Raw genomic sequence first — 9900 nt, forward strand, 5'->3', positions numbered from 1 at the left:
ATGGACCTGTGCACCCCCACCTTCGACGCGCTCGCGCGCCGAATGGGCTTCACCTGCGACGACACCGGTGGACTGTTCTCCGTGCGCAGTCCGTTCCACCTCGAGAACTGGACGCTGCCCGTGCTGGAGCTGACGATCATCGTCGGCTCGGTCCTGATGCTGGTGCACGCCGTCCGACGGTGGCGGCGCGGCGATGCGACGAACCTCGCGGTCTGGTTCGGCGCCACCGCCTACCTGTTCGTCATCGAACCTCCGCTGTACTTCCCCGGCGCGTTCGGCCTCGAGGGGCACGTGGACACGATGTTCGCGCACAACCTGTTCACCGTCGAGTTCCTCTGGGGCCGCTTGCCGCTCTACATCGTGGCGATCTATCCGTTGATGGCCACGATGTCCTTCGAGATCGTCCGCATGCTGGGCGTCTTCCGACGGTGCGGCACGTTCCTGGGTGCGTGCACCGTCGGGCTGGTGCACGGCGCGTTCTACGAGATCTTCGACCACCTCGGGCCGCAGCTGCGCTGGTGGGAATGGGCGCCGGACAATCCGATCAACCTGCCCTTCTTCGCCTCCGTTCCGATGGGGTCCGTCGTGGTGTTCGCGGCGCTCTGGCCCATGTCGCTGGCGCTGTGCGTGCAGTTCCTGGTCGGACGGCACGTCGACGCGGGCGTCCGGTTCAGCGGGCCGCAGCTGGTGGGGCGCACCGTCGTCATCGGACTCGCGGCATCGGTGGGCACGTTCGTCCTGCCCCTGCCCGCCACGATCATCGGCCTGGCCGGCGACACGGTGCGGGGCACCGTCTACGCCCTGGAACTGGCCCTGATGGCCGGGGCCGCCGTCTACGCGGTCCGACGGTGCCTGTCCCCCGGGCCCGGCGCACCGTCGTTCCCGGTCCACCGCAACCGCCTGGTCCAGGTGTACGCCACGCTCTATCTCGTGGTGTTCGCGGGACTGTGGCTCGCGGCGCTGCCCGACTTCCTCGACGCGCGGCACGGAGTGACGGCGACCGGCGACCCCGTCGGGAACCTGCCCTTCACGGTGCTCTGTTTCGCGATCGGAGTCGCGGCGCTCGCCTTGACCTTCGTCGTCGGCGATCAGGAACCGGTTGCGCCCGAGCCGATCGGGAGCACCATGGAGGTGTGAGCACGCTCGCCGCAACGTGGATCGGCGCCGGTCAGGGCTGGCGCCAGATCGAGCAGCTCGTGCTCGCGTTCGGGCTCTCCACCGTCGTCGGACTCGAGCGCGAGTTCCGCGGCAAAAGCGCGGGGCTGCGGACACAGGCGATCGTCGGCACCACGTCCGCCCTGATCCTGCTCGTCAGCAAATACGGTTTCAGCAACGTCCTGGCGCCCGGCGCAGTGGTGCTCGACCCGTCGCGCGTCGCAGCGCAGATCGTGTCGGGCATCGGCTTCCTCGGCGCGGGACTGATCATCACGCGTCGCGGCGCGATCCAGGGCCTGACCACCGCCGCGGCCGTCTGGGAGACCGCCGCGATCGGGATGGCGGCCGGGGCGGGGCTGGAGGTCCTCGCCGTCTCGGTCACGGTGCTGCACTTCGTGGCGGTCCTCGGATTCACTCCGCTCGGGCGGATGGTCGCGGCGCGGGGAACCGCCGAGCGCGGCTTCACACTCACCTACCGCGACGGCGCCGGGGTACTGCGGGACGTACTCGCCGCATGCACCCGGCGGGGGGTGGACTGTGGCGTCACTCACAGTCGTGGACGGCCCCTCGGGCGAGGCGATCACCCGACCGGAGGTCACCGTTGCATTATCGCTGGTCGGACGCGGTGTCACGGAGGCCGGGGCCGCCCTCGGCGCCGTCGACGGCGTGCTGCGGATCGACCGCGGCGCGGACGAGGACTGAAGGTGAACCGAACGGTTCGTGACGATCCCACAAGAGTCGGCTGTGAACTTCTCACCTGACAACAGGCGAATGGCCGATCCGATCCTGTTTCATGGAAGACATGGCAGACATCCGTAGTTTCAGCACGCTCGGCGGACAGTTCCCCAACGTCGTCGTCACCGCGATCGAGATGACCACCTCGATCGGCACCGACACCGAGTCCACGTGGGAGGGCCTCCTCGCCGGCAAGAGCGGCATCCGCGAGCTCAAGGGCGACTTCATCGGCGTCGACATCGCCGATCTTCCGGTTCGCTTCGGCGGCCAGCTCCTCGAGGATCCCACCTCGGAGGTCCCCGAGCGTCCCGACCGCAAGTACGCGGGCGACATCAGCAAGCAGCACGTCTCCAAGCGCCGCATGTCCTACGTGGAGCAGGCCGCGCATGTCATCACCAAGCGCCTGTGGGACAAGGCCGGCCGTCCCGATGTCGACCACAACCGCCTCGCCGCGGTCGTCGGCACGGGTCTCGGCGGCGGCGAGTCGATGGTCGAGGCCGTCGACGCGCTGCGCGATCACGGCGTCCGCAAGGTCTCGCCGTTCACCGTGCAGATGGCCATGCCGAACGGTGCCTGCGCCGTCTCGGCCCTGGAGATCGGCGCCCGCGCCGGTGCCATCGCCCCCGTCTCCGCGTGTTCGACCGGCAACGAGGCCATCGCCCACGCCTGGCGCCAGATCGTCCTGGGCGACGCCGACATCGCCGTCTGCGGCGGTATCGAGGGACGCATCGACAGCCCCGTCATCGCCCCGTTCGCGATGATGCGCGCCCTGTCCACCCGCAACGACGATCCGCTCTCGGCATCGCGTCCGTTCGACAAGGACCGTGACGGCTTCGTCTTCGGCGAGGCGCAGGCCCTGATGATCATCGAGACCGAGGAGCACGCCCTCGCCCGCGGCGCGAAGCCCATCGCGCGCCTGCTCGGCGCCGGCATCACCTCCGACGGCTACCACATGGTCTCCCCCGACGTCGAGGGCGGCGGCGCCGCTCGCGCCATGAAGCGCGCGATGGAGACCGCCGGCCTGACCCGCGCGGACATCGACTACATCAACGCGCACGCCACTGCGACCCCGATCGGCGACCTCGCCGAGGCCAAGGCCATCAACGCGGTCGTCGGCACCGACGCCGCGATCTACGCCCCGAAGGGCGCGCTGGGCCACTCGATCGGCGCCGTCGGCGCCCTCGAGGCCGCCCTGACGGTGCTGTCGCTGCGCGACGGCGTCATCCCGCCGACCCTCAACCTGGAGAACCAGGACCCCGAGATCGAGCTCGACGTGGTGCACGGCGAGGCACGCAAGGGCGACTACAAGTACGCGCTGAACAACTCTTTCGGCTTCGGCGGCCACGACGTGGCGCTGGCCTTCGGCAAGTACTGATCCGCTCCATCAGGACCGGCGGTCGGGATTCGTCCCGGCCGCCGGTTCTCGTTTTCGACGGTGCGCCGCCGAGCCGCCTCGGGACCTACGCGGGATCGTCCGTGTCCCACGCTGAAGTGATCAGGTCCTGCCACGTCGTCGCGATGTAGGGCACGACCGGATAGCCGAGAGGCATGGCGTCCCGGACCTCGCGCCTCGATACGGCGCTGGCCATCGTTCCCGGGTCGAACACAACCGCACCGCATGAATCGAGCAGCTCCCAAATCAAACGGAAATCGTCGGCACGCCCCGGTCGATCGAAGGTGATTGCATTGCCACTGACGATGGAAATATCCGTGTACGTACACGATTCGGGGTCCCCGTGAACGAGACCTCTGGGGCCAGGGACGACTCCGAACCTGTTCATGATCTCGTCGATCTGGCCCGCATCGAACTCCGGCATGTCGCCGTCCCTCACCGGCATGACGATCAAACTCCACCCCATGGCTTGAGGCTACTCAGCTAGACCCAGGAACATCGGAATGCGCTGGCCGATCGTGATGAGGTGCTCGCGTTCAAGCACCCCCACGCGCTCACGCAGATTCGCGCGCTTGAGCGTGGTGACCGCGTCGATCATCGCCCAGGAGTCCTGGGAGAGTCCGTTCTCCGGGCTGGCCGGAACCGGCACCCGCAACAGGGGCATCGCTCGCTCACTGCTGGTCAAGAAGCACACCGTCACGGCCTCGGTCGCATCGAAGTAGTCACTCTGCAGGATGACCACCGGCCGCGGTTTCGACGCCCGGCCGGATCCTGCTCCCGTCCAGATCTCGCCACGCTTCAATCGGCGTCCCAGTCCGTCACGTCTTCGATGAAGTCGTGCACGGCGCGCGTCTGAAGATCCGCAGCAGCGATCACCGATTCGCGGTGCGCCTGCTCGGCGAACCCCTCGGCACGCGTGTCCGGCACCCATATCTGGATCGGGCGCAGCCCCTTCTCGCGCAGTGCCGCGCGGTGCCGTGCCACCCGGTCCTTGGTGCTCATGACCCGATGTTACATGTAACACGACGTCCACACGTGGGACGGAGCGATCAGACGGCGAAGGCTCCGCGGTTCCCCTTGACGTCACCCTCCTTGAGCACCAGGAGGATGTTCTCGTTGTCGCCGACCAGGTCGGCGTCCTGACTCGGATCGCCCTTGACGACGACCACGTCGGCGAGTTTGCCCGCCTCGAGAGTGCCCAGCGTGTCCAACAGGCCGCAGAGCTCGGCGGAGTTCTTGGTGGCCGCGGAGATCGCCTGCAGCGGAGTCATGCCGCCGAACTTGACGAGCAGGCCCACCTCCTGGAGGTTAGTGCCGTGGTCGGGCACCAGGCCGGCATCGGTACCGGTGGCGATCTTGATCCCGGCCGCGACCGAGCGGCGAATGGAGTCCTGCGCCATCGCGTGCCACTTCTCGCTCTTGGCCACGGCCTGCGGAGTGGCAGTGTCCGGATGCAGCGTCTCCAGCAGCGTCGGCACGAGGAACTGACCGTTCTTCACCATCTCCGCACGGAGCTCATCGTCGATCTCGTAGCCGTGCTCGATGCTCCGCACACCGCCGCGCACCGCAGCCGCGATGCCCTTGAGCCCGATCGCGTGCGCGGCGACGGGACGTCCGCCGTACCCCTCGCCCTCCTCGACGAGCGCTTCGACGAGCTCCTGCCGCGCGCCCAGGTAGTCGGGCTCGTCATTGATGGACGTGACCCCGCCGCTCGAGGCGACCTTGATGACGTCAACGCCCTCGCGACAGAGCTTCCGGGCCTCGAGCCGGGCCTCGTCGACGCTGTCGATCAGGACGCCACCGACGACGGAGCTGCCGTCGACTCCGGACTTCAGATGGAAGTCCGCGTGGCCACCGGTCTGGCTCAGGAGCCGGTCCGCCACGAGGAGACGAGGCCCCTCGATGAGCCCGTGCGCGACCGCATCGCGAACGCCGACGTCGACTCCCATGAGGTCGCGGACCGTCGTCACCCCGGCCTCGAGAGTCACCGCGAGCCGCTCGATCAACTCGAAGTAGCGGTACGACGGCGGGACCATCGCGGCCATGATCGGCGACCCCTTGGTGCCGGGCAGGGAAAGATGGACGTGCACGTCGAAGAATCCCGGACAGATGGTGTTTCCGTCGAGGTCGACCTTCGTCGCCCCATCGTCCGCCGGCGGGGCACCGTCCGCCGGTCCGGCGTAGGTGATGGTGGCACCGTCGACCACGACGACGGCATTGTCAACGGGCACACCGCCGTTACCGTCGATGAGACGTGCATTGTGCAGAACGATCATCGTCATGTCCTCTCATCCACACCGTCGATTCGTCCGGTGCTTGCCAGCGAAAACGGGGCGCACTCACCGGTTCTTGTACACCACACCGTCCTTCATGATCACGTCGAAGTTCTTCGTGGGATCGGCGATGAGACCGACATCGGCCAGCGGGTCGCCGTTGACCAGGATCACGTCGGCCAGGGCATTCGGTTCCACGACGCCGAGCACTCCGGAGTAGGGGCTCCGCGGGCCGCTCAACGCGAGGAGCTGGGCGTTGTCATAGGTGGCCAGCCGCAGCAGTTCGGCCGGACTGAACCACTCGCTGAGCGAGAGCAGCATCTGGTTCTGCTTCGGGTTCATCTCGGGCTCGAAGAGGAAGTCGGTGCCCCACGCGAGCTTCACCCCGGCCTTCTTCGCCATCGGCCACACCCGGGAGTTGCCTTCAAGGATCCCCTGCCGCTTGGCCTTCCGTTCCGCGGGCATCGAGTCCGAGTTCGGGACCAGGTACTGTCCGGACAACCAGATCCCCCGCTCCGCCAGCAGGTCGATCGTCGGCTGGTCGAGCAACTGCCCGTGCTCGATGCACTGCACACCCGCTTCGACGGCCCGTCGCACCGACTTCGGGGTGTACGCGTGCACGGTGACATAGGTGTTCCAGTCACTCGCGGCATCGACCCCGGCCCGCTGCTCGTCGAGGGTGAACTGCGTGACATCGATCGGGTCGTACGCCGAGGAGGTGCCGCCGCCGGCCGTCATCTTGATCTGGCTGGCCCCGAATCGCAGGTTCTCCCGCACCGCGGTCAGGACCTCGGCGCGCCCGTCGACGATGAAGGTCGCGCCCAGCTTCTCCGCCCGGGACTGCTGGGAGGTGAAGCGCCGGGCCAACTCGTCGGCGGTGCGGAAATCGCCGTGCCCGGCGGTGGGCGAGACCATGGCACCGGACGGCCACTCGCGCGGCCCCGTCGCCTTCCCCTTGTCGATGGCCGCCTTCAACGGGAAGATCGGGCCTCCGAGGTCCCGGACCGACGTGAACCCGCGCATCAACATCGCACCGGCCGATGCGAGCGCCCCCTTCGCGTAGTCGTCCGGGGTGAGGGCGGCGTCGGACAGCTGGGCCATCGTGGTGCTGCCGAACATCAGGTGGACGTGGTTGTCGATCAGACCGGGCATCAACGTGCGGCCGCGACCGTCGACGACGGTGGTGTCGGCCCGGGCCTGCAGGCCCGGGCCGATCGTCTCGATGACATGCCCACGAACGAAGACATCGGTGGGCTCACCGAGGCGACCCGCACGGACATCGAGCACCCGCACGTTGCGGAACAGCGTGTTGGGCTTCGCAGGCACAGGGGGCGCCGAAGGCGTCGACGATGCCGCTCCCAAGGTGGTCCCATCGCTGGAGCACGCCGCGGTGCCGAGGAGCACCGCGCCGATGGACGCAGCTCCCAGCGCGGCGAGGAAATCACGGCGCCCCCACCCGGAGCCCGAACCGCAACACGACTGGTGACGATTGTTTCCCCGCACGGTCTGCCCCTTCTTGACAAACCCGACAAACGACCACCGGATGTTAACACCGGCCCGACACCTCCGCACCGAACCGGGAGTCCCTCGGCCACGCCGGATCCACCTGCGCCGAAACGGTATTCGGAATTCCTCGTGTCCCGATCAGCGCAGCGGACAGATTCCGTAGCTACCTAACGATCGCCGTCGCGCAGCGGCGACGCGCCAGGACGATTCGCTAGGTCAAGGACTGATAGGTCCGGGTCTCGAAATCCAGGAACGCATTGAACGAGGCGGGATCCGCGAACGGCAGGATCTGCGTCGCCCACAGCCCGGCGACGTCGGCGCTCCGGTCGATCCAGTAGTACAGGTTCGCGAGTCCCGCCCAGCCCACGGAGCCGGCCGTACGGCCCGTGGGTGCCTGCTCGTCGTTCACCATGAACGTGTACGCCCAACTCTTCGACTGCCCGGGGAAGAACTCGGCGTCGTTGGAGAGGGCCGGCTCGACCCCGGGCAGCATCGTCGACTGCAATCCGTCGAGCCCGTTGCGTACCGCCGCCGCGACCGTCTCGGGCCTCAGGACCCTCCCGTGCTCGCCCGCACCGTCGTCGAGCCACATCCGCAGGAACCGGGTGTAGTCGGGCACAGTCGAATACAGGCCGTGGCCACCCATGTGCACCTCGGGCTCCTGCGGCAGTACCAGGCCGGTCGGCACGAGCGCCCCGTCGGCGGTGCGCTGATGGATCTCGGTGAGCCGCTCGGACATCGAGGTGGTGAGCGTGAAAGCGGTGTCGCGCATACCGAGGGGCTCGAACACGCGCTCGGCCATGACCTCGCCGAGGCGCTTGCCGCGGATCGATTCGACTACCAGGCCCGCCCAGTCCATGTTGCTGCCGTAGTTCCATCGCGTTCCCGGCTCGAAGATCAAAGGCGTTGCCAGCGATCGCTTCTCGGCCGTGATCACACTGGGCTGGCGACCGTCCTCGGAGAGGCGGTGATAGGACTCGTCGAAGAACGAGTACGCGAAGCCTGCGGTGTGGAGCATGAGCATGCGCGTGGTGATCGGCGTCTTCGCCGCGCGCAGGATCGGCTCACCCTGCTCGGTGAATCCATCGAGGACGGGGATGTCGGCGATCTCCGGCACGTACTGCGCCGCCGGGGCATCGAGGTCCAGCAGTCCGTCCTCGATGCACTGCAGAACGGTGGTGCCGGTGACAGCCTTGGTCGTGGAGAACATCGCGAAGACGGAGTCGGAGGTCATCGCCGCATCGGACGCGTTCGAGCGCACGCCCGAAGCACCCTCGTAGATCGTGCCGGTCGATCGTGTCACCGAGGCGACCACGCCGGGCACCCCGCCGTTGCCCTGTCTCGTCGTCGCCTCGGTCAGAACCTCATCGAGCACCTGGTTCAATCCGGATACATCCGCGGCGGTCATGAATCACACTCCTTCTGCGCTGTGAACTACAACACAGGAGGCTATGGAGCTTCCTCCGGTCCACATGCCTGCGATCGGCACCGGATGATCGCCATCGGCATCGATTTCGGACCGCTCGGATCGAGCGCTCCGCTCAGCGGGGACCTCCCGCGGAGCCGCGGGCCAGGGTCGCCGAGGGATTCTCCCCGAAGCGACGCGTGTACGCCGCCGCGAAGACGCTCATGTTCACGTAGCCCCAGCTCCGGGCCACCGCAGAGACCGATGGCGCGCCGGCGGACAGCTCCCGGTAGGCCCCGCACAGTCGTTGCTCCACCAGGTACGCGCGGGGCGACATACCCACGTACCGGTTGAAACCACTGCTGAGGCTCCGTGCGCTGACCCCGGCGGCGGCCGCGATATCAGTGACCGTCGGCAGGTCCCGGGCATGCGCATCGATATAGCTGACGGCCACTCGAACCTGCCGGGGTGCAGCCACCCTGGGCGCCTCGCGGAGATCAACCCCGGCGCGGTGCGCCCATTCCTCGAGGAGTTGGGAAGCGATCATCTCCTGCAGATTCGTGCCGATCGGTCCCGCCGTCGCCTTCTCCGGGGCGGCGGCCACCGTTCGCGTCGCGTACTCGAGGAGGGAGAGCCAGGCGCTGTCGGCCCCGCCGATCGCGCAGCGGTGCGTCCACAACCGGTCGTCCGGAACGTGCCCCCACCATCGCAGGGCGAGATCTGCGAGAAGCCCATGGGGCACGGTCAGATTCAGCTGGAGATGGTCGGGATCGGCCTCCAAGCCGTAGCTGCTGCGGCTGCAGTCGGCGACGTAGGTCTGCCCGGTGGTCAGCTCTGCACTGTGGGGTGTGCCGGGCGCATGCCGGGTCCACCCGCGCAGAGTGGTCAGCACCAGCACGTTCCCCGCATCGGAATCGAAGTTGTCGAGGTCCACTCCGACGCCGTAGCGGAAGCGGGTCATCGTGATGTCGCCGATCTGTACGGAGAACATCGACGACCGGGGTACCGCATTGCGTCCCAGCGGCCGCACGTCGAAGGCCATGTACTTGTCGTCGGTCCATGAGCGAATGGCATCCCAGTCGGTTTCAGCGGCCACGAGCTGCCTACTGCCCACCGGGCGCGGATCCAGTTCCGGCGACACGTCTCCACCCTATGCGAGTGGTGCCCCCGGTGAGACTCGAACTCACACTGGACGGGTTTTGAAACCGCCCTATCTGGGGATTCATGATTCGAGCAACGATTGGGTGCGCGAATAACCGCAGTTCAAAGCGTTGATAGCAATGGGTAGCGATGGGTGCGAATTGAGCTACTGCGGACTGGCTGCGGACTGGCGAACGGGAAACGCCCCCGCTCCTGCCCTCCTGGGGGCGTGGTGCGGGGGCGCAGGGCCGCGTGGCGCGATGGCGCCCCAAGAGGACGACCCTTGCCGGCTG

Annotated in this window: 9 protein-coding genes and 1 pseudogene; 3 read left to right on the forward strand and 7 right to left on the reverse strand. The window is 67.7% G+C overall.

Annotated features, from left to right (window positions below):
• The 3 genes and pseudogenes from HF999_RS11725 to HF999_RS11735 all read left to right on the forward strand — a co-directional run bounded on the left by HF999_RS11725 (position 1) and on the right by HF999_RS11735 (position 3265).
• Entirely contained in the window at positions 1 to 1137 is a 1137-nt protein-coding gene (locus tag HF999_RS11725) for a DUF7802 domain-containing protein (RefSeq protein ID WP_068569020.1), read from the forward strand.
• A pseudogene (locus HF999_RS11730) lies at positions 1134 to 1857 on the forward strand (MgtC/SapB family protein). The gene HF999_RS11725 and the pseudogene HF999_RS11730 overlap by 4 nt, the downstream one beginning before the upstream one ends.
• A gap of 100 nt (positions 1858 to 1957) precedes the next feature.
• A complete protein-coding gene (locus HF999_RS11735) occupies positions 1958 to 3265 on the forward strand; it encodes a KasA/KasB family beta-ketoacyl-ACP synthase (protein ID WP_068569021.1) in 1308 nt (435 codons plus the stop codon).
• 85 nt (positions 3266 to 3350) lie between these two features.
• Here HF999_RS11735 and HF999_RS11740 read toward each other — a convergent pair whose 3' ends face one another.
• The 7 genes from HF999_RS11740 to HF999_RS11770 all read right to left on the reverse strand — a co-directional run bounded on the left by HF999_RS11740 (position 3351) and on the right by HF999_RS11770 (position 9608).
• Positions 3351 to 3749: a hypothetical protein gene (locus tag HF999_RS11740; protein WP_068569022.1), complete on the reverse strand. Its 399-nt coding sequence runs from the start codon at positions 3747 to 3749 to the stop codon at positions 3351 to 3353.
• A 9-nt stretch (positions 3750 to 3758) separates the two neighbouring features.
• Entirely contained in the window at positions 3759 to 4085 is a 327-nt protein-coding gene (locus tag HF999_RS11745) for a type II toxin-antitoxin system PemK/MazF family toxin (RefSeq protein ID WP_068569023.1), read from the reverse strand.
• Entirely contained in the window at positions 4082 to 4285 is a 204-nt protein-coding gene (locus HF999_RS11750) for an antitoxin MazE family protein (protein WP_068569024.1), read from the reverse strand. The genes HF999_RS11745 and HF999_RS11750 overlap by 4 nt, the downstream gene beginning before the upstream one ends.
• A 47-nt stretch (positions 4286 to 4332) precedes the next feature.
• Entirely contained in the window at positions 4333 to 5565 is a 1233-nt protein-coding gene (locus tag HF999_RS11755) for a metal-dependent hydrolase family protein (protein ID WP_068569025.1), read from the reverse strand.
• A 57-nt stretch (positions 5566 to 5622) separates the two neighbouring features.
• Positions 5623 to 6882, reverse strand: coding sequence for a metal-dependent hydrolase family protein (locus HF999_RS11760; RefSeq protein ID WP_312854111.1), 1260 nt, complete (start codon positions 6880 to 6882; stop codon positions 5623 to 5625).
• A gap of 391 nt (positions 6883 to 7273) precedes the next feature.
• A complete protein-coding gene (gene acmB, locus HF999_RS11765) occupies positions 7274 to 8470 on the reverse strand; it encodes a methyl acetate hydrolase AcmB (protein WP_068569026.1) in 1197 nt (398 codons plus the stop codon).
• 133 nt (positions 8471 to 8603) lie between these two features.
• Positions 8604 to 9608, reverse strand: a complete 1005-nt coding sequence (locus HF999_RS11770) for a helix-turn-helix transcriptional regulator (RefSeq protein ID WP_139057676.1) — start codon at positions 9606 to 9608, stop codon at positions 8604 to 8606.
• Positions 9609 to 9900 lie beyond the last annotated feature (292 nt).

This window comes from Tsukamurella spumae (assembly GCF_012396015.1).
GTDB classification, from domain to species: Bacteria; Actinomycetota; Actinomycetes; order Mycobacteriales; family Mycobacteriaceae; genus Tsukamurella; species Tsukamurella spumae.